This window comes from Enterococcus sp. ZQ21 (assembly GCF_030053755.1).
Classification (GTDB): Bacteria; Bacillota; Bacilli; order Lactobacillales; family Enterococcaceae; genus Enterococcus_B; species Enterococcus_B lactis.
Genome location: NZ_CP125658.1, coordinates 796,002 through 814,854, shown reverse-complemented (window position 1 = coordinate 814,854; position 18,853 = coordinate 796,002). Strand labels below are relative to the sequence as shown.

The window sequence follows — 18,853 nt, the reverse complement described above, 5'->3', positions numbered from 1 at the left end:
TGTCATAGGACTTAAGTTGTAACTTTTACTCCATCTTGAGATGTTCTTTCTTTTTTGTAAAGAGATATGCTGTAGTCACGCAAGTTAAGGGCAGGACAAGTAGTGCGGCCAATGTGGTAAGGATAGCCATCGTATATTCCAAGACAAATGATTTTTCATTGATTATTTGCTGAAAAGGAATGTCTAAATCAATGAACCAAAGAATCAACGCTAAAGAACTCCCCATAAACGCAAAAAGAAGAGTCATCACTGTTGACGCCAATATTTTTTTAGCAATGGCAAAACTAGCATGGCGCAATTGGTTAAAAGACAAATGCGGATTTGCCTGATATACTTCGAATGTTCCACTAGAAATCGCTACACTCGCATCTAAAACAGCACCGCTAAGACTGATCAGAAGCAACGACCTCGCAAGTAGTCTAAAATCAATTGCTAACGTCTTATCTAAGCCAGATAGTTCTTCTAGTTCTATCGAAGTAAACCCTTGGATCGCTAAAAAATCAGTGATAGGAATCAATAGTAGGAAACAAAACAAAAAGATCAGTATACTGGCAAAAGCGGCTCGCATTTTCAGATTATAACCGTTGATAAAAAATAAGATAACCACAGCGATCAATAGGAATCCTATAATCGACAATACCAATATCGGCCACTTCTGATGATAGCCGAATAATAATAGGAAAAAGATTCCTAAATTAATGAATAATCCTAAAAGAATATACATACCTTGCGTACCACCGACAAATAGCACACTAATTGCAAAAATCCCAACAAGTATAATAAGTACATTCATTTTTTTAACCTCCTTACAGCGAGAAAAAAGAGGACCGCGATGGGGATTGATAATACTATTCCTAAGCTGCCAGCAATGACGCGTAAAAATTCTAATGATAAATGTTGTTCTACCGTTTCTTTGAAAGACCATTGATTTCCTAAATATAACAGAAGCGATGGAATCGCTCCGCTGATATAGACGAATAAAAGGATATTAGCCATCGAACCAATCACATCTCGGCCCACTTGCCTTCCTGAAAGCCATAACTGTTTCGCTGATATTTTCGGTTGTTGCTTGGTCAATTCTTCTAATGTCGCAATGACTGTGATCACGGTATCCAGTGTCCCTCCAGCTGTCCCAATCAGCACGCTGGAAAGAAAAACAGAACGATACGGTCGTGTCAGATAATTCAGTTCTTCATAGCGCAGTCCTTGATCTTTCCAATGATTCATTGTCAAAAGACAAATAAAAAATGCTAAAAAAACACTTGTAACTGCAGCCGAAATTTTGATTATACTGCTTCTATTCCATCCGTCTAACGCCAATATACTAACGATTATCCCTATAACGACAAATAAGATTGCTATATTTAAGAGAGAAATACCTTCTGTTTTGGTAAAGAGGAGCAACAAAAGTAAAAGTAAAACGATGTTGACGATGAGACTTCCCAAAGCAAATACACCCTGTTTTCCACCAATAAGCAACATGGTGCCAATGAAGATACTTGTAAAGAAAAAAAGCCAGCCATCATTTTTTTTTGCTACTAGTTGCCATTCATCTCCATGCATTTGGACAAGATAGATTTGTCTTGTTGTTATATTTGCTGTTTCGATTTGATTTTTTTGATAAGGAGCCGATAAAGAAATCACTTCTCCTTTTTGGTCCGTGTTCATCAATCTTCCTGTAATCAATTGCTGATCCTCTTCTATTCTCACTCTTTCGATCTCGATAACAGGTACGTCATATAGAGCAGCTTGACGCTGAATAAACCATGAAGCAAGTATACAAATAAAAAATAGAGTGATGATGATGCTAATCTTTTTTTGCATTCTTTATCCTTTCTATTGGAATAATGAAAAGGGTTTGTGACATGTTTTGTCACAAACCCTATTCCCGAATAAACAGCAGAATCACAACTTCAGTTTAGAAAATCTCATTGTGGTTCGTATTTAACTCAGTGATTTTCCCTGTAGCCAAGTAGACGATCCATTCACAGATGTTTGTCACATAGTCTCCGATTCGTTCTAGATAACTGGCAACATTCAAATAGTCTGTTCCACTGATGACTGTTTCAGGATTTTCTTGCATGTTTTTGATGGTTGCATTATAGATTCGATTGAAATAGTCATTGACTCTTTGATCCATATTGGCGATCGTACGCGCGTCTTTTTCGTCTGTTTTGACATATGCAACTAGGACGTTGTCCACCATTTTTTTCACGTAATCGGACATATCGGAGATCTCTTTTTCGATTTCCGGTATTCTCGTCTGTCCTTTTACGCGGATTGTAGATTTAGCAACGGACACCGCATGATCGGCCATACGTTCTAAATCAGAGCTAGCTTTCATGACCGTGATAATCATACGCAAGTCAGTTGTAACTGGCTGTTGCAATGCAATCATTTCAAAACTTTTTTTCTCCAAACGCGTTTCCATATTATTGATATTTATATCGTTTTCGATAACTTCTTGAGCTAAGATTTTATCGTGTTTGATGTATGCACGAACTGACTTGTGCACAGCGCTGCTCACCATCATCCCCATTTCGTAGAACTGATTATGGAGATTCAGCAATTCTTCTTCAAATTGTGTACGTAGCATTCCGTTTCCTCCTTATCCAAATCGACCTGAAATATAATCTTCTGTCTCTTGTTTTTCTGGATTCATGAATATCTTCTTCGTATCGTTGTATTCGATCAAGTGACCATCTAAAAAGAATGCCGTCTTATCTGAAATACGTGAAGCTTGAGACATATTATGGGTCACGATGATCATCGTATACCGCTCTCTTAATTCTAACAGCATACTTTCGATTTTCCCAGTAGAAACAGGGTCAAGTGCACTAGTTGGTTCATCCAATAAGATGATTTCGGGATTCACTGCCAAAACACGTGCGATACATACACGCTGCTGCTGCCCACCGGATAAAGACAAGGCACTTTTATGCAGTTTATCCTTCACATCCTCCCAAACAGACGCTGCCTTCAGACTTTCTTCCACTACTTGATCAAGGACTTTTTTATCTTTTTCTCCTTTTAACTTCAATCCATAGATGACATTTTCATAAATAGAAAAAGGAAATGGATTTGGCTGCTGGAACACCATGCCGATTTCTTTTCTTAGTTCAACAACATCTGTTTTCGGACCATAGATGTCTTTGTCTTTATATAAAACACTTCCGGTGATCGTTACATTTGGAATCAGATCGTTCATTCGATTCAACGAACGTAGATAGGTAGATTTCCCGCAACCAGAAGGACCGATCATCGCTGTGATTTCACCTTGATTGAAACTTAGATCGATTCCCTTTAGTGCTTCTTTCTTTCCATAATACAGATGAAGATCTTTGGATGAGATAATTTCTTTTGTCATGTTGAGGCCTCCGTCTTAACCAAAATGACCGGACACATAATCTTCGGTTGCCTGAATTTTTGGTCTGGTAAATATCTTGTTTGTTTTGTCATATTCCATTACTTTTCCTAGATAGAAAAAGGCAGTGTAGTCGCTGATACGAGCTGCTTGTTGCATATTATGCGTCACGATGATGATCGTGTAGTCTTCTTTCAAGTTTACAAGTGTTTCTTCAACCGTTCCTGTCGAAATAGGATCCAAGGCACTTGCCGGCTCGTCTAACAGCAAGATATCGGGTTTCATCGCAATTGCACGAGCGATACACAAACGTTGCTGTTGTCCGCCAGATAAAGCCAAAGCACTTTTATCCAAGCTATCTTTTACTTGATCCCACAAAGCTGCTTGTTTCAAGCTTGTTTCAACGATTTCATCTAATTTCTTCTTGTTTTTTTCACCATGTTGTTTCAAAGCAAAAGTTATATTGTCATAAATCGATTTGCTAAAAGGGTTGGGGCGTTGGAACACCATGCCGATCCGTTTGCGCATTTCATAAACATCCACTTGAGGCGCATTGATATCCACGTCTTTATACATGATCTTTCCAGTGATCTTCGTATTAGCGATCCCATCATTCATACGATTCAAAGAACGAAGATACGTGGATTTTCCGCAGCCAGAGGGGCCAATCAATGCAGTGATCTTATTTTTTTCGAACTCTAGATCCACTCCCTTGATTGCTTCATTGTCGCCATACCAAACATGAAGATCATTCGTATATAATGCTACTTCCTTCTCTTTTGGCATGGTAATGACATTTGTTTCATTCCAATTATATTTTTTCATCTTACTTCTTCTCCTTAGGCTGAAGTCATTTTTCGGTATAATCGTTTGCCAATCGCACGAGCGCCGAAGTTGAACAGTAAAACAGCAATGATCAACACGGCAGAAGCACCAGCCGAAACAGAAACACCATCAGGCATCGTACCTTCTGTGTTGATCTTCCAAATATGGACAGCCAGTGTTTCAGCTTGGCGGAAAATGCTAATCGGACTAGAAACACTTAATGGATTCCAGTTCGTAAAATCTAATGCTGGCGCGCTTTGACCAGCTGTATAAATCAATGCGGCAGCTTCACCAAAAATTCTTCCTGAACTTAGGATCACACCAGTCAAAATTCCTGGTGTTGCTTCTGGAACAACCACTTTTATCACTGTTTCCCAGCGTGACAAACCTAACGCCAATCCAGCTTCTCGTTGTGTGTAATGGACCGCTTGTAAAGATTCCTCGACCGTTCGAGTCAAAAGAGGCAGGTTGAATACGGTCAAAGCCAATGCACCAGAAATGATTGAGAAACCATACTGGAATTGAATAACGAAAACCAAGAAACCGAATAAACCGACAACAACAGAAGGCAAAGAACTCAAGATCTCGATAGACGTACGGATCACGTCTGTCAGCCAGTTTTTTCCGGCATATTCTGAAAGATAGATACCCGCACCTAAAGAAATAGGAAAACTGATGATCATGGTAATCAAAAGCAAATAAATCGAGTTAAACAGTTGAATCCCGATACCACCGCCTTCTTGGTAGGCTTTGGAAGGTTCAGTCAAGAAAGACCATGAAATGTGCGGTATTCCTCGAACTAAGATATAAAGTAATAAAGCTGCTAAGATCAATACGATGATCCCTGAAACCACATATAGAACACCTGTAGCAATTTTATCTGAGCGTTTTGCGTTCATTATTTCAGCTCTCCTTTCTTCCCAATCATACGGATCACGATATTAAAGAATAATGACATCAATAGCAAGATCAGCGCTAATGACCATAACACATTATTTTCAACTGTTCCCATGATTGTATTTCCGATTCCCATTGTCAAGATGGACGTCAATGTAGAAGCAGGAGTAGTAAGTCCTGTTGGCATTAATGCCGCATTACCAATAACCATTTGGATAGCTAAGGCTTCGCCAAACGCACGAGCCATACCAAAAACGACTGCTGTTAAAATCCCGGGCACTGCTGCTCGCAGCACCACTTTGTAGATTGTTTGCCATCTTGTGGCACCTAGCGCTAATGAAGCTTCCCGATAGTGCCGTGGCACTGCCTTTAATGCATCCACAGTCATCGTTGTGACAGTCGGTAAGATCATAACGAATAACACAAATGTACCAGCTAAGATACCGAACCCTGTCCCGCCAAAGATACTTCTAACAAAAGGAACGATAACAGATAGACCGATAAATCCGTAAACGACAGATGGAATACCTACAAGTAGTTCGATGACCGGTTGCAAGATCTTCGTTCCGTTTTTAGGAGAAATCTCCGTCATGAATACTGCTGCTCCGATAGCAAATGGTGTGGCAACGATAGCTGATAAAAAAGTCACAATAAATGAACCTGTGATCATAGGCAATGCCCCTACCATTGGTTTCCCATTTGCTCCGATTTGGCTCGGATTCCAATCTGTACCAAACAGAAAATCAAATACATTGATCTTATCAGTAAAAAAGGTGGCCAAACCTTTACTAGCGACAAAATAAAAAATAGATAATACAACCAACACGATCAGCGCGATACATAAAAAACTAATAAATTTTCCGCGCTGTTCCATTTTTGAACGTTTTGATTTTGTTAATAATACTTTTTTCACATCTTCCACAGATGACTCCCCCTTAATCAGGTTTAACATACTCACTCAGTGTACAAATTGAACATCAATTTGGTTTTAATAACATGTAAAAGTTTAGCTAAGTTTGTAAATTTTGTGTAAAGATTACTCTTTAACAATGTTTCCTTGCCAATCACGTTCAACTTTCATATGTGAAACAGGGATATAGCCTAGCTCTCCGACAATATTATCTTGTACTTCATCAGATAAGATATAGTCTAAAAATTCTTTTGTCAGTTTTTTTGGATGGTCTCTTGTGTACATATGCTCATATGCCCAAATCGTCCATTTGTTCGTTGTCACATTTTCATCTGTTGGTTCCACACCGTTAACGTTCAACGTATCCACATCATCGGAAACGTAAGAAAAAGCAACATAGCTAATTGCTCCGGGTGTGTCCGCAACGATTTGGCGCACCATTCCGCTTGAATCTTGTTCCTGTGCCTGAACAGCTGTTTCTCCGTCCAATACCCATTTTTCAAACGTACTACGGGTCCCGCTTCCTGATGCACGGTTCAATATAACTACTGGCTGATCTTTCCCACCGACTTCACTCCAGTTTTTGATCTCGCCCGTAAATAATTTTTTCAGGTTTTCCATACTGATATCTTTTACGCCAATATCCTTGTTCACAATAGGAGTGATTCCAACAACTGCTACTCGATGATCGACTAATGCCGAAGCATCAATCCCTGATTTTTCTTCCGCGAATAAATCAGAATTTCCGATATCGACTGCTCCTGACTGTACTTGAGACAACCCAGTTCCGCTTCCGCCCCCTTGTACATTGATGAATTTTCCAGGATTTTCTGTCTGGTAGGTTTCAGCAACCGTTTCTACTAAAGGCTGTAAGGCAGAAGAGCCAACTGCAGTAATGGATTCTCCTCGATCAATCCACTTTGAACAGCCTGATAAAAGAATAGCTAATCCTATTATTGGTAAGAATAATTTTAGTTTTTTCATTAGAAATCTCCTTTAATCCTAAAGTATGTTTATTCTATCATTTTCATTACTTGATGAAAACGAATCAAAATCATTAAATAACAAAATAAATTCTCATAATTGCAAAAAAAGCTATCTCATTAAAAGTTTCTATGCTATACTGGCTTTGAAATGTGTCTCTTTTAATAGCATATATTAGCTTATTTCTTGCTTTCCCCAAAAAACAAGAGATACCCCAAAGTTAATTTCGCTCATGCGAGACGCTTTCTCCATTTCTGACGTACTCTCAGAAATGGCCCCGAGAGAAAAGGACACGAGATCTCCATCTATTGATGGCTCTCCTGTCCTTTTTGTATTTTAAAGGAGCGGCGAAATCAGTCTTGCTAATCCTTCTTTCATCTTAATCATCATCCCTCGGTTTTCATACACTTCTTTTGTGAGATGCGTCGAAATCTTTGAATCTTCAAAGAATGCTTTTCTTACGCGAGAAGCCATTCGTTCATCATAGATCAGTGTATTGACCTCAAAATCCAATCTAAATGAGCGAACGTCGATATTAGCTGAACCAACGGAAACGATGCCGCCATCGATAATCATCGTCTTTGCATGGATAAATCCATTTTCATATGTTTCGATTCTTGCCCCATACTCGATCAGCTCTGCAGCGAAAGAATACGTTGCCCAGTAAACGAGAAGATGATCTGGTTTGTTAGGTATTTGGATATGGACTTTTACGCCTGAGAGAAGAGCCAACTTCAATGCCTCATGAATCGATCCATCCGGTATGTAATACGGCGTTTGGATCAATATCTCCCGTTTGGCTAACGAAATCATTTTCAAATATGTCATTTTGATTTGCTCATGTTCAGTATCTGGTCCGCTTGTCACGATTTGAACAGCCATATCACCTGTAGAATGAATGGACGGGAAAAATTCCGGTGAATAGCCTACTTCTTTTGTATGCTGAGAATTCCAGTCCATCAAAAAACGGTTTTGCAAGGTGTAAACCGCTTCTCCATAGATACGCAGATGATTGTCTCGCCAATAACCAAATTTCTTTACCAATCCTAGATATTCGTTTCCAACATTGAACCCACCTGTATATCCGATTTTCCCATCAATCACTACGATTTTACGATGATTGCGATAATTGATTCGAGGATTGATATACGGAACGAATAGAGGAAAGAAAAATGCGACTTCTCCGCCAGCTTTTTTTAAATTCTGAAAAAAACTAGAAGAAACTTGTGTGGAACCCCATGCATCAAGAAGGACTCTGACTTTTACTCCGCGTCTTGCTGCCTCTGTCAATGCCTCTCGAACTTCTTCACCTAATGCATCACTGCGGTAAATATAATATTGGAAATGGATATGGTCTTCTGCCTGTTTGATATCCTCGATCAGCGCATCGAATTTTTCACGACCATCTGTAAATAAAGTGATTTCATTTTTAGTCGTATAAAGCGTACTTTCAAATACAGTAAGCATATAGATCAATTGTTTCACATCTACTTGTCCAGTAGGCGGATGAGGGTAAAGTCCTCGCATCAATGCCTGTTTGTCTTCTTCGATTTCTAGATTCTTACCGATTTTCCCTTGGATCTTCAAATCAAAGATTTTCTCTTTGGAAATCCCTCTTCCTAAAAAAATATATAAAATAAATCCTACAACTGGAATGAACATCAAAACGAGCAGCCATGCCCATGTTTGCGCGGTTTCCTTTCTTTCTCGAAAAACGATAATAAAGGAAAGCAAAATATTCATAATCAAAAGGATCGTAAAAAAATTGTCAACGATAATTTTCACGGCTTCACCTCTTTTTCTACCAACTTAAGAATACCCAAGTTGTTTTTTAAAGTAAAGGGAAAAAAGCCGCCCCATTTACTCCACTTAGCCAATAAAAAAAGAAAGCTGGAACGAAATCGTCCAACTTTCTGATTATATTTATCTTGTGACACTAGAATTTCAAGAAACGTCTCATAGAGATGATCGAGCCGAGTGAACCAATGATCACACCAATACCGACCATCAAAAGATTGATTTTCCAAACGATATTTTCTGGATGGATCAATGAATAATGAGATCGTAATAATGACGGATTGATCAATTGGTAAAACCATGCGTAACCAAATGTAATGATCAGTATCGGAAGAATGGCACCGATTAAGCCGATCCAACCACCTTCAAGGAAAAATGGCCAGCGGATATATCCATTTTTTGCCCCTACTAAACGCATGATCTGAATTTCACGCTGTCTAGATAAAATCGTGATCCGAATCGTGTTAGAAATGAGAAACATTGCTACAAACAACAGCAATGCCGCCGCAACTAATCCCCATGTTCGAACTGCACCAGCAATTTGGAAAATCCGATCTGAGGAAGCCCCACCGTAATCAGAACGGGAAACATTCTTCAAATCTGCCGCTTTTTCTGCTACTTGTTTTGTATAAGAAGGATCGGTAGCACTTACTACGTATACATCATATAACGGGTTATTATCTCCTTCAAACAATTTCCAAGAATCACCCATTTCGTTTTGGATTTTCTTCAATTCCTGTTCTTTGCTTGAAAATTCGACTTTTTTGACATGATCTAAGTCATTTAATTCTTTTTCTAGTTTTTTCATCTCTTCGTCTTTTGTACCAATGTCTACAAACACAGATACATCCACGTTTCCTTCTATATCTTGTGCTAGTTTGGTTGCGTTCATGATGACCGCCATGAACACGCCAACTAAAGTCAACGTGATCGTTACCGCACTGACCGAAGCTACTGTCATCCAGCCGTTACGTTTCAAACTCTTGATACTTTCTAATAAATGGCGGAAAAAGGTTCTAATCATCGTATCCATATTCCCCTTCCGCTTGGTCTCGAATAATGCGGCCGTTTTCGATAGCAATTACTCGGTGTCGAATCGTATTTACGATCGTACTGTTATGTGTAGCCATCACGACAGTTGTTCCTTGTGCATTGATCCGATCTAATAGTTTCATGATTTCCCATGAGTTTTCCGGATCCAGATTCCCTGTCGGTTCATCCGCGATAAGTACTTTAGGCGTATTTACGATTGCTCGGGCAATAGAAACACGTTGTTGTTCCCCACCAGATAATTCGCTAGGAAAGACTCGGACTTTGTGTTTCAAACCAACAAGATCCAGCACTTCCATTACTCGTTTTTTGATATCCCGAGGTTTTCTGCCGATAACTTGCATGGCGTACGCAACATTTTCATATACTGTTTTTCTTGGCAATAATTTATAGTCTTGGAACACCACGCCGATTTCTCTGCGTAGATAAGGAACTTCGCGGTTTTTGATGGCTATTAGATCATGACCTGCGACGTTCAAAGTTCCTTTTGAAGCTTTTTCTTCTCGATACATCAATTTGATGAATGTAGATTTACCAGCTCCAGACGGACCAACAACATAAACAAACTCTCCTTGTTCGATGACAATCGAGAGATTGCGGATAGCAGTGGTACCGTTTGAGTACTTCTTCATTACATCCTTCATTTCAATCATGGCGTTCTCTCCATATCTTTTTCAGTCTTTAGCTATTATAGCATGGCAATGTTTCAACTTGCTTGCAAAACCTTACAATTTTATTTCAATTTAACAAAGGGCTCTTATTGCAGATGCATTTTCAAATAGCCGTCAATAAATAAATCAAGATCTCCGTCCATAACAGCTTGGACATTTCCTGTCTCTACGTTTGTCCGATGGTCTTTTACCATAGAATATGGATGGAAAACATAAGACCGGATCTGTGATCCCCAGCCGATTTCTTTTTGTTCTCCTCGCAGTGCAGCTGCTTCTTGTTCTTTCTTTTCCACTTCTAATTGGTAAAGCTTAGCTTTCAGCATCCCCATCGCTTGTTCCCGGTTTTTCAATTGTGAACGTTGTGCCTGACTCGCTACTACTGTCCCTGTAGGCAAGTGAGTGATTCGTACAGCGGACTCTGTCTTATTGATGTGCTGACCACCTGCGCCACTTGCCCGATATGTGTCGATCTTCAAATCATCTGGATTGATTTCTATATCGATCGTTTCATCAAGCTCTGGCATCACATCTACCGAACAAAAAGAAGTATGACGTCGTTTCGCTGAGTCAAAAGGCGAGATACGTACAAGGCGATGAACACCTTTTTCTGATTTCAGATAACCAAATGCGTTGTGTCCTTTGATCAGTAGGGTCACACTCTTGATTCCTGCTTCATCACCTGCTTGATAATCTAGTGTCTCTACTTGATACCCATGCTGCTCTGCCCAGCGTGTATACATGCGTAAAAGCATGCTGCCCCAGTCTTGGGACTCCGTTCCGCCAGCCCCTGGATGCAATTCGACGATGGCGTTGTTTCGATCATAAGGACCATCTAACAACATAGATAATTCATACGTCTTCATTTTTTCATCTAGCGCATTGATACGTGTTTCTGCTTCTTCTTGCATGGCTGCATCAGGTTCTTCCTGCAACATCTCCACCATCAATTCGATTTCTTCCAGTTCTTCAGCAAGAGAATGGAATTGATCATAAGTTTCTTTATTTGCATTGTTTTCACTAATCACTTTTTGAGCAGCTTCGCTATCATCCCAAAAACCAGGTTCAGCCATTTTTGCTTCTGCTTCCGCAATGTCTTCTTCCAGCTGGTCTAAGTCAAAGAGACCTCCTGAAGCTTGTGACCTTTTCCTGCATTTCTGTCAGGAGATTTCGAATTTCGGATATTTCCATGTTTTTTCCTTCTTTCACTATACTTTTTTCATTATATCTAGTCTAACAGAATCAGCAAATAACAGAAAGAAGGTGAGACGAATTCTTTAAAAAAGAATTTGTCTCACCAATCCTGCTGTCAGAAATTAGTTTGCATCTTTTCCGTGACAGTTCTTATATTTTTTCCCGCTTCCACAAGGACAAGGATCATTTCTACCGACCTTGTTCACATGGATTGGTTGTTTTTTCGCGCTAGTATTACTATTTTCTTTGGCATCTCCATCTTCTGAGTGAGAAGCTGTTCCTTGAGAAACTTGCTCACGCTGTACGTTTTGACGGATCTCAGCTTTCATGAAGATACGAGTGACTTCATATTCAATGGCACCTACCATATCTTCGAACATCTTGTAGCCTTCTGTTTGGTATTCAACTAATGGATTGTTTTGACCATAGGCACGCAAGCCGATTGACTGACGTAATTGGTCCATTGCATCGATATGATCTGTCCATTTAGAATCCACGACACGTAAGATCACGACTTTTTCGAATTCCAGCAGTTGCTCTGGTCCGTTCAATTGAGCTGCTTTGGTATTGAATACTTCTTGTGCTCGTTCGTTTAGATATTCTTTGATTTCTTGAGGTTTTTTTCCTTCGATATCTGTAAGGGAAATACTGTCTTCATGGACAAGTGTGCTGCCAGCAAAATCGACGATACTTTCCAAATTCCAATTTTCTTTTTCTAATTGCGTATGCGCATCTACCATACGACTGATTGTCCGTTTGACCATATTCATCAGTGGTTTAGATAAGCTTTTTTCTTCCATGATTACTTCTTGGCGCTGTTTATAGATTACTTCACGTTGCTCACGCATCACGTCATCGTATTGCAAGACGTTCTTACGTGTGTCGTAGTTGTTTCCTTCTACGCGTTTTTGTGCAGATTCTACTTGTTTCGTCAGCATCTTGCTTTGGATCACAGCATCTTCGTCACCGATCTTCATTCGATCTAAGAAAGCTTTGATTCGTTCTGAACCGAATCGTTTCATCAAATCATCTTCTAAAGACAAGTAGAATTGTGACATACCAGGGTCTCCTTGACGTCCTGCACGCCCTCGAAGCTGGTTATCGATACGACGAGATTCATGTCGTTCTGTCCCGATAACTGCTAGGCCACCAAGTTCTCTTACGCCAAGCCCCAGCTTGATATCCGTTCCCCGACCAGCCATGTTGGTAGCAATCGTCACTGCGCCTTTTTGCCCCGCATTCATGATGATCTCTGCTTCTTTAAAGTGATTTTTCGCATTCAGCACTTCATGAGGAATACGTTCTTGATTCAGCATATCTGATAATAACTCAGATGTTTCAACCGCAACAGTTCCGACTAAGACAGGCTGTCCTTTGCGGTAGCGATCTTTGATATCTTGTACGACAGCATGGAACTTGCTTTGTAATGTTGGGTAAAGCAAATCTGGACGATCGTCGCGGATGACCGGACGGTTTGTGGGAATCTGGTATACTTGAATATTATAAATCTCTCTGAACTCTTCCTCTTCTGTCTTAGCTGTACCAGTCATCCCCGCAAGTTTCTTGTACATACGGAAATAGTTCTGGAAAGTGATCGTCGCCATCGTTTTCGTTTCGTCTTCGATCTCTACGCCTTCTTTAGCTTCGATCGCTTGATGAAGACCATCTGAATAACGGCGTCCATCCATGATCCGGCCCGTAAATTGGTCAACAATCAATACTTTTCCATCTTGAACAACATAATCGATGTCTAAAAGCATGATGTAGTTGGCTCTCAATGCTTGATCCAAGTGATGGGTCAATGCAGTATTTTCAATGTCATATAAGTTGTCCAAACCGAATGTTTCTTCAGCTTTTTCGATCCCTGCTTCAGTTAAACTGATTGTTTTTGATTGTATATCGATTTTGTAATCTTCTTCTTCTTTCAAACGTTTCACGAAGTTGTCTGCTCTTGTATATAAAGCTGTTGATTTTTCTGCTTGCCCTGAAATGATCAGCGGCGTTCTCGCTTCATCAATCAAGATCGAGTCAACTTCATCGACAATGGCATAATTCAGCGGACGTTGTACCATTTGATGACGGTAAACGACCATGTTGTCTCTCAAATAGTCAAATCCTAATTCATTATTCGTGCTATAAGTGATATCGCAATTATAAGCCTCGCGTTTTTCATCCGAAGATTTTGAGTTGATATTCAACCCAACTGTCAATCCTAAGAAATTATAAAGCTCGCCCATTTCCGTCGAGTCACGGGTTGCTAAGTATTCATTGACGGTAACTACGTGGACCCCTTCGCCAGTCAACGCATTCAGATACACCGGCATCGTTGCGGTCAAGGTTTTACCTTCACCAGTACGCATCTCAGGGATATTCCCATCGTGAAGCACGATCCCACCCATCAATTGTACGTGGTATGGATATAACCCCAATACACGTTTTGCTGCTTCCCGAACGACTGCAAAAGCTTCCGGAAGTAATTGATCTAATGTTTCTCCTTTTTGGTATCTGCTCTTGAATTCAGCAGTTTTTGCTTGTAATTGTTCATCAGTTAATGCTGCCATTTGGTCAGCATATGATTCAACTTTTTTTGCAATGCTATCTAAACGTTTTAGTTCTTTCTTATCGTTTTCGATAAGTGAACGAATCAAATTGGCCATGCGTTGTGTAATCTCCTTTTCCTTCTGTGTATTATCCAGACTATGTAGACTCTACTTTTCATTTTATCATTAGTTATAGATAATTGAAATATCTTAATCGTATTAAAGTAAGAACTTCATAATTTATTCATATTTCAACTAAAAAAGAGACGAATTCAAAAAAACTTGCGGCAGCTATTGACAGCTGCTGCAAGTTTTTGATGTTATTTAAGTATGGCTGATCAGTCTGTTTCGATCAATCCGTATTTTCCATCTTTTCGGCGGTAAACGATACTTGTACCATTTGTTTCTGCATCTTCAAAAATAAAGAAGTTATGTCCCAGCATGTTCATTTGTAAGACTGCTTCTTCACTGTCCATTGGTTTCAATGAAAGGCGTTTTGTACGTACGATATCTAATTCAGAATCGTTTTCGTTTTCTTCCTCTCCATTGAATAAAACAGCAGCATCTGCAGTATTCATGCCCGTTTCACGGGATTTACGATTGATTTTTGTTTTGAATTTGCGGATTTGGCGTTCCAATTTGTCAACAACCAAATCGATACTTGCGTATAGATCTGGAGAAGTTTCTTCGGCACGTAATACAAGATAAGGTAATGGGATCGTTACTTCCACTTTTGCTGTTTTTTCTGTATAAACTTTTAAGTTCACATGCGCCGTAGCATCGGGTGCGTCACTGAAATAGCGTTCTAGTTTGCCTACTTTTTTCTCAACGTAGTCGCGAATCGCTTCAGTTACTTCGATATTTTCGCCGCGTACATTATATCTAAACATAAAAATTACCCCTTTCGTCTACCACAATCAAGAAGGAGAAGGACCACTCTTTCCCTCTTCTTAATTCTATTATATCGAACTCTAGGTTATTTGCAAATTAAATCGCTATCAAATTTCCACATCTGATTCATCTTGCCAAAGAAATGGTTCGGATGATTTTCGGCTGTGCGTTCTGCAAGCAATCTGCTGCATGAAAAAGCGTCTGTCCTGTTGTATAGACATCGTCAATAATCAATATTTTTTATATTGTATCTTAGAAAGAGGTACGGCAAGCTCAAAAGGCTGAGGCATCTCCAATCTTTCCTTTCGCGTGTTTTTTGCTTGAGCAAGCAGATGTTGCTCTCTTTTGAGCAGCATCTGAAAAGGAATTTTTGCTGCTTTCAACATCTCGCTTACTTGATTGAATCCTCTTTCTAGCCACCTTTTTTCAGATAAAGGTATTGGACAATAAATATATGCCGGGTAATCTTTTTTTATCTGAGTCCATTTATATGCAAAAGTCCCTGCTAATCGGATGTCTCCCATAAACTTGTACCGATTGATCCAAGCCTGCATCTTTTCATCGTACGTAAAAAAGGCGCGGTGTTGAAAATCATATGCAGGATATTTCTTCTTCCATTCTTGACAGTCGTTGCAGTAAACGAAACTAGTCCTTGCTTTCTTTTTCGTCTCCTCGTATTTCAAATTGATTGGTTTTTGACAACCTGCACAACCTTTTGCTTCCAATAAATGGAATTGTGCGCGGCAAACTGAACATGTCTGAGGAAGTCTATATTTCGACACACCGATGATCTCGCTGAATGTTAAATTTTAGATGATGTCTTTACTGCAACAACAACATCTCACAGCATCTTCTTCCCTTCTTCGTTCATTTCTTTGATTTCCTGACAGGCTTTTCGAATAGCTGAAGTTTTTTCTTCATAGAAAAAATAGACCCGACTGTTCGTATAAGGACCTTTACGATCAGCTCTTCCTGCGATTTGCACCAAAGAGGATTTAGTAAAAACTGGATGATCTGCTCCTAAAACGATGACAGAGATTCTTTCAAATGTGACTCCTCTTTCTAGGATCATCGTGGTTAACAGTATCTCGTATGTTGCTTCTCGCATTTCCTGAACTTTCTTTGCCCGTTGATCGTCTTGTGAAGAAACATCTGTTATCTCATATTCTGGAAAAGCTTCTTGCAGTGTGATTTTTAAACGATGCATCATCGTAATACTTGGACAAAATAAAAGGATACGGTTTTCTTTGATTAGTTGCTGAATGATCCGCACCAAAGAGTTGATTTTCTTTTTGTTTCCACATTTTTGTCGCCAATTATTCATGAAAACAAGCACGGGTTCAGGAAGCAAGCGCCGATGAAAGCGCAAGGCAAGTTTGTGGAGCTCAAATGTCTGCTTGATTTCCTTTAGTAACTTCTCATCAGGCGTGGCACTTAAGTAGATGAATCGACCGTCTGGTTTGATTGCTGTTTGCACAGCGTGAGCTAGCCCAGCGTCCCCGCTATAAGGAAAAGCATCAATCTCATCAATGACTAATAAGTCAAAGGATCGATAAAAACGGTATAGTTGATGAATCGTACAGATAACAAAAGAACTAAAGGTATACGCTGTTGCTGTATTCCCATGGAGCAACATGATTGTTTCTTCTGGAAAAACAGGTCGATAGCGTAAAAATAATTCATTACAAACGTCGATTCGCGGTGTACAAATGGCTACTCTTCCTCCAGCTTTTAATGTTTTCACTAAAATCGGATAAAGCATTTCTGTTTTTCCTGCACCTGTTACCGCCCAAATAAGATGGTGTCTTTTTTCTGAATGATAAAGTATCCTCTCTGCGATTTCCGTTTGTTTTTCAGTAAGCTTTCCTGTCCAAGAAAAGACGACTTCTCGAGATTCTGCTTTTAGCTGATCAAATAAATATAACTCTTGTTGACTGTCGCATCGCCCTAAAGACAGGCAATGTATGCCAAAAATAGCCATAGTCTGCAAGCTGTCCCTCAAAGACAGGCGTTTTCACTCCACAACGATGACAAAGAATCCTGTTACCTAAACGTTCTACTGCTGCGATCTTCTTATAATTTGGTAAGTTTCCCTCCTCACAATCCATTGCTTCAATCTCTCTCGTAAGAAGCCTTCTGCCCCAAAAATGATTCATATCATTCGCCCTAAAAAAATATACGAAAAAACAAGCAATCTTTTTTTGGACTGCTTGTTCGATAGTTCTATATAATCTATTTATTCACCAATCAATGTAATTGCTTGGTCTAATACTTTTTCGCCATTCATCATTCCATAATCAGCCATATTGATGACGTCTAAAGGAATGCCTTTTGGTTCCAGACGTTTTTCAAAATCAGCTTTCATAAAGCGAACTTGAGGTCCTAATAACAGTACATCTACATCTTTATTTGCAAGATTATTATCTGCATCAGAAGCTGACACAGCGAAAATATCAGAATCGATTCCTTTTGCTTCCGCAGCTTTTTGCATTTTTGTTACTAGCAAACTTGTGCTCATACCAGCCGAACATACAAGCATGATTGTTTTTTTAGCCATACTTTTCTCTCCTTTTTAAAACAGACTACGCAAACGTTTTCTTAGCATCTGTTACTCTATTATATAAAAAGAAAGAAATTTGTCAACGTTTTCTAAACACGGTTTATTTAATCAAATAGCCAGCTAGATTTCACTAATTTATTGAATACGACATATTCTTTATCCAAATTGATGACCACTACTTCATAGCCTGCATTTAACCAGCCGTAGGCACCCTTTTCTGGATGTCTATAGTCATTTGCCCACCAATCTGTGCTTTCCCTGGCTGTTTTGGGAAGTCCGTTACTGGGAAACAACAGTTCATCAAATTGGGTAAAGGTCAATGTTACTTGGGAGCCGCCGTTGTTCTTCAAATAATGCGTAATTGCATCGTACTTTTTCATTCGTTCCTTCATCCCCGGATCCACCTGCCTTTGTCTTTATTATCGCATACTACAGCAATTGCGCAACCGTTATAGTGTTGAAACAACCTAGAACTTTCTTTATACTGAATAAAGCAACCGAAAAAAAGAGGTGACAAGATGATCGAACGTTATCGTACAATCAAAGAAAATGGACAAAGTGAGATCGAAATCAAGAAATCACGCTTTATCTGTTCTCTTAAACGAATAGAATCAGAAGAAGAAGCGAAAAACTTCATCCAAGAAATCAAAAAAGAACATTGGAAAGCAAACCATAACTGCAGTGCCTTCGTCATTGGCGAAAAAAATGAGATCCAACGAAGCAGCGATGATGGCGAACCAAGTGGAACGGCGGGCGTACCGATGTTGGAAGTCCTCAAAAAAAATCAACTGATCAATGTAGCTGCAGTAGTCACTCGATATTTTGGAGGAACGAAACTCGGCACGGGCGGATTGATACGTGCATACACTCATGCGGTCTCTCAAGCATTGTCCGACATTGGAATCGTAGAAGGTACCTTGCAACAGGAGATCTCCGTTGTGATCACGTATCCGCAACTAGGAAAATTACAAAATTATCTTGAACTACAGCATTTTTTCATAAAAGAAATCCAATACACTGATCAAGTCATCGTCATCTGTGCAGTGGATGAAAAAAATGCTGACAGCTTTAAAGAATCCATCATTGAGCTGCTGAACGGACAAGTCCAATTTGAAGAAGGTCCTGTTTCTTATCACGAGCAATTGGTAGCTGATCATAGATAAAAACAGGTGA

17 protein-coding genes and 2 pseudogenes are annotated in these 18,853 nt (G+C 39.5%); 1 reads left to right on the top strand and 18 read right to left on the bottom strand.

Going from position 1 to position 18,853, the window contains the following annotated elements; all coding sequences use genetic code 11:
* Nucleotides 1-25: 25 nt before the first annotated feature.
* From QK255_RS03860 to QK255_RS03770, 18 genes and pseudogenes are all read right to left on the bottom strand, one after another.
* Nucleotides 26-793 carry a YibE/F family protein gene (locus tag QK255_RS03860; RefSeq protein ID WP_002292754.1) on the bottom strand — a complete coding sequence of 256 codons (768 nt, stop codon included), beginning with the start codon at nt 791-793 and terminating at the stop codon, nt 26-28.
* On the bottom strand, nt 790-1,824 hold the full coding sequence (locus QK255_RS03855; protein ID WP_002292755.1) for a YibE/F family protein: 1,035 nt from the start codon (nt 1,822-1,824) through the stop codon (nt 790-792). The genes QK255_RS03860 and QK255_RS03855 overlap by 4 nt, the downstream gene beginning before the upstream one ends.
* Before the next feature lie 94 nt (nt 1,825-1,918).
* A complete protein-coding gene (gene phoU / locus QK255_RS03850; RefSeq protein ID WP_002289490.1) occupies nt 1,919-2,596 on the bottom strand; it encodes a phosphate signaling complex protein PhoU in 678 nt (225 codons plus the stop codon).
* A 12-nt stretch (nt 2,597-2,608) separates the two neighbouring features.
* On the bottom strand, nt 2,609-3,367 hold the full coding sequence (gene pstB / locus QK255_RS03845) for a phosphate ABC transporter ATP-binding protein PstB (protein ID WP_002292757.1): 759 nt from the start codon (nt 3,365-3,367) through the stop codon (nt 2,609-2,611).
* Nucleotides 3,368-3,382: 15 nt separating this feature from the next.
* A complete protein-coding gene (gene pstB / locus QK255_RS03840) occupies nt 3,383-4,189 on the bottom strand; it encodes a phosphate ABC transporter ATP-binding protein PstB (RefSeq protein WP_002292758.1) in 807 nt (268 codons plus the stop codon).
* Between the two features lie 14 nt (nt 4,190-4,203).
* Entirely contained in the window at nt 4,204-5,088 is an 885-nt protein-coding gene (gene pstA / locus QK255_RS03835; protein WP_002292759.1) for a phosphate ABC transporter permease PstA, read from the bottom strand.
* On the bottom strand, nt 5,088-6,008 hold the full coding sequence (pstC, locus tag QK255_RS03830; protein ID WP_002292761.1) for a phosphate ABC transporter permease subunit PstC: 921 nt from the start codon (nt 6,006-6,008) through the stop codon (nt 5,088-5,090). The genes pstA and pstC overlap by 1 nt, the downstream gene beginning before the upstream one ends.
* A 114-nt stretch (nt 6,009-6,122) precedes the next feature.
* Nucleotides 6,123-6,980, bottom strand: coding sequence for a phosphate ABC transporter substrate-binding protein PstS (locus QK255_RS03825; RefSeq protein ID WP_002292763.1), 858 nt, complete (start codon nt 6,978-6,980; stop codon nt 6,123-6,125).
* A gap of 336 nt (nt 6,981-7,316) precedes the next feature.
* The gene (gene cls, locus QK255_RS03820; protein WP_002292766.1) at nt 7,317-8,765 is read right to left on the bottom strand and encodes a cardiolipin synthase; all 1,449 of its coding nucleotides are present in this window, start codon (nt 8,763-8,765) and stop codon (nt 7,317-7,319) included.
* A 151-nt stretch (nt 8,766-8,916) separates the two neighbouring features.
* Nucleotides 8,917-9,801, bottom strand: coding sequence for a permease-like cell division protein FtsX (gene ftsX / locus QK255_RS03815; protein ID WP_002292767.1), 885 nt, complete (start codon nt 9,799-9,801; stop codon nt 8,917-8,919).
* Nucleotides 9,794-10,480, bottom strand: a complete 687-nt coding sequence (gene ftsE, locus QK255_RS03810; protein ID WP_002292768.1) for a cell division ATP-binding protein FtsE — start codon at nt 10,478-10,480, stop codon at nt 9,794-9,796. Before ftsE ends, ftsX begins: the two co-directional genes overlap by 8 nt.
* A 104-nt stretch (nt 10,481-10,584) precedes the next feature.
* Nucleotides 10,585-11,686 (bottom strand): peptide chain release factor 2 gene (gene prfB, locus QK255_RS03805; protein WP_096948712.1). Its coding sequence is split into 2 segments (ribosomal slippage): nt 10,585-11,613 and nt 11,615-11,686, totalling 1,101 coding nucleotides; the frame shifts between segments, so codons are not numbered across the junction.
* 125 nt (nt 11,687-11,811) lie between these two features.
* Nucleotides 11,812-14,346 carry a preprotein translocase subunit SecA gene (secA, locus tag QK255_RS03800; protein ID WP_283341585.1) on the bottom strand — a complete coding sequence of 845 codons (2,535 nt, stop codon included), beginning with the start codon at nt 14,344-14,346 and terminating at the stop codon, nt 11,812-11,814.
* Between the two features lie 221 nt (nt 14,347-14,567).
* Complete coding sequence (hpf, locus tag QK255_RS03795; protein WP_002292771.1) at nt 14,568-15,119, bottom strand: ribosome hibernation-promoting factor, HPF/YfiA family; 552 nt, start codon at nt 15,117-15,119, stop codon at nt 14,568-14,570.
* Between the two features lie 127 nt (nt 15,120-15,246).
* Nucleotides 15,247-15,911 (bottom strand): annotated as a pseudogene (locus QK255_RS03785) (ComF family protein).
* A gap of 50 nt (nt 15,912-15,961) precedes the next feature.
* A pseudogene (locus tag QK255_RS03780) lies at nt 15,962-17,276 on the bottom strand (DEAD/DEAH box helicase family protein).
* Between the two features lie 80 nt (nt 17,277-17,356).
* Complete coding sequence (locus QK255_RS03775; protein ID WP_002292778.1) at nt 17,357-17,677, bottom strand: PTS sugar transporter subunit IIB; 321 nt, start codon at nt 17,675-17,677, stop codon at nt 17,357-17,359.
* A 107-nt stretch (nt 17,678-17,784) separates the two neighbouring features.
* Nucleotides 17,785-18,072 (bottom strand): DUF7662 domain-containing protein, encoded by a 288-nt coding sequence (locus QK255_RS03770; protein WP_002292779.1) that lies wholly within the window; start codon nt 18,070-18,072, stop codon nt 17,785-17,787.
* A 126-nt stretch (nt 18,073-18,198) separates the two neighbouring features.
* Between QK255_RS03770 and QK255_RS03765 the strand changes: the two genes are divergently transcribed.
* Nucleotides 18,199-18,843 carry a YigZ family protein gene (locus QK255_RS03765; protein ID WP_002292780.1) on the top strand — a complete coding sequence of 215 codons (645 nt, stop codon included), beginning with the start codon at nt 18,199-18,201 and terminating at the stop codon, nt 18,841-18,843.
* The last annotated feature ends 10 nt before the right edge of the window (nt 18,844-18,853 follow it).

Excerpts from the sequence above, each read along its gene's own strand:
- QK255_RS03825 (WP_002292763.1), bottom strand. The coding sequence starts at position 6,980 with ATGAAAAAACTAAAATTATTCTTACCAATAATAGGATTAGCTATTCTT.
- pstB (WP_002292757.1), bottom strand. The coding sequence starts at position 3,367 with ATGACAAAAGAAATTATCTCATCCAAAGATCTTCATCTGTATTATGGA.
- secA (WP_283341585.1), bottom strand. The coding sequence starts at position 14,346 with ATGGCCAATTTGATTCGTTCACTTATCGAAAACGATAAGAAAGAACTA.
- QK255_RS03855 (WP_002292755.1), bottom strand. The coding sequence starts at position 1,824 with ATGCAAAAAAAGATTAGCATCATCATCACTCTATTTTTTATTTGTATA.
- QK255_RS03775 (WP_002292778.1), bottom strand. The coding sequence starts at position 17,677 with ATGGCTAAAAAAACAATCATGCTTGTATGTTCGGCTGGTATGAGCACA.
- ftsE (WP_002292768.1), bottom strand. The coding sequence starts at position 10,480 with ATGATTGAAATGAAGGATGTAATGAAGAAGTACTCAAACGGTACCACT.
- QK255_RS03770 (WP_002292779.1), bottom strand. The coding sequence starts at position 18,072 with ATGAAGGAACGAATGAAAAAGTACGATGCAATTACGCATTATTTGAAG.
- phoU (WP_002289490.1), bottom strand. The coding sequence starts at position 2,596 with ATGCTACGTACACAATTTGAAGAAGAATTGCTGAATCTCCATAATCAG.
- hpf (WP_002292771.1), bottom strand. The coding sequence starts at position 15,119 with ATGTTTAGATATAATGTACGCGGCGAAAATATCGAAGTAACTGAAGCG.
- pstA (WP_002292759.1), bottom strand. The coding sequence starts at position 5,088 with ATGAACGCAAAACGCTCAGATAAAATTGCTACAGGTGTTCTATATGTG.
- ftsX (WP_002292767.1), bottom strand. The coding sequence starts at position 9,801 with ATGATTAGAACCTTTTTCCGCCATTTATTAGAAAGTATCAAGAGTTTG.
- pstB (WP_002292758.1), bottom strand. The coding sequence starts at position 4,189 with ATGAAAAAATATAATTGGAATGAAACAAATGTCATTACCATGCCAAAA.
- QK255_RS03765 (WP_002292780.1), top strand. The coding sequence starts at position 18,199 with ATGATCGAACGTTATCGTACAATCAAAGAAAATGGACAAAGTGAGATC.
- QK255_RS03860 (WP_002292754.1), bottom strand. The coding sequence starts at position 793 with ATGAATGTACTTATTATACTTGTTGGGATTTTTGCAATTAGTGTGCTA.